General features: G+C 52.3%; 2 pseudogenes. Both read left to right on the top strand.

Annotated features, from left to right (window positions below):
* Positions 1 to 137, top strand: a pseudogene (locus tag GQ56_RS45435) (IS3 family transposase); the annotation flags it as partial.
* 114 nt (positions 138 to 251) lie between these two features.
* Positions 252 to 1,082: pseudogene (locus GQ56_RS42845) on the top strand (virulence factor); the annotation flags it as partial.

The raw sequence follows: 1,082 nt of genomic DNA on the forward strand, positions 1-1,082 counted from the left end.
CGGCGCAGGAAGCACACCGGGATATCAGCCACTACCTGATGCATCGGTACAACTGGATACGGCCGCATCAGTTCAATGACGGACTGGCGCCGGCTGTTGCGGAAGAAAAACTTAACGCAGTGTCCGGGGTTGGTTGACCACTACATATTGCTGTTGCATTGGTGGTATGGGTGATGGCGGCAGGCCTGTTAGGCTTACTGACGGTTAAGATGGGGCAAGCGTGATCGGTTCCACTTGATACGGGAGATTGAATGAAACGACTAGTATTGATACCCGGATTGCTCGCGCTGACGGTGCTGCTTTTGACAACGGCGGCTACACGTTCTGTTGAGGCGGCGCCAGTGACTAAAACAAATGTCACGGTCGCATCAGACGCCCCGACCATGCCTTTTACGGCTCAAGTCGTTGGTCTGATTTGGTTGAATCCGTTGCAGCGTAAGGACTACCCGACTGAATGGCAGACGTTGTGGGCGCAGGGGTTGGCGCAGCCTAATAAGAATGACGACATGGTTCGCACTGATCCAAAATCGTTTAAGACGCTGCAATCGATCGGGGCATTGGTGTACGGAAATAAAGGAACCGAGACGTTCAAGGGGTTCTATGAGAAGTATATGGACGAATTTCCTCTATTGATGCGAACGCGTTATGCAACGAATTCGAAGTATTTTTATACAGTGAAGCCAGAAGACGTCAAGGCGTGGCGTGAATTGGCTGGAATTCATGTTGAACTTGCCATTCCCCCGCGCCTCAATGCGACGAATGCGAGAGACTACTTAGTCAACGCGATCCGAGAGACATTTTTGATCGGCAATCCAAATTTTAAAACTGTCTGGAGCCGTGACACGCAGGCGGACGTGCGCATAACGCAAGGTGGTGCAAATACCGGCTTCACATCGCTGAATGAGGGACTTGCATACCTCGAAGCCAATCCCGACAAGAGCGTCTGGGTGATGAACTGGGACGCACCAAGCTTCCCTCCGAAGGATGGGCAGATCAACGAAAATCTCGTCGTGCTGTTCCTCGCTGGGCCGAACTTCAATACCGAGCGTGAACCGCTTGCGTGGATTGGAAAAGCGGTGACC

Origin of the sequence: Burkholderia paludis (assembly GCF_000732615.1) — a bacterium.
In the GTDB taxonomy this organism is placed as follows: Bacteria; Pseudomonadota; Gammaproteobacteria; order Burkholderiales; family Burkholderiaceae; genus Burkholderia; species Burkholderia paludis.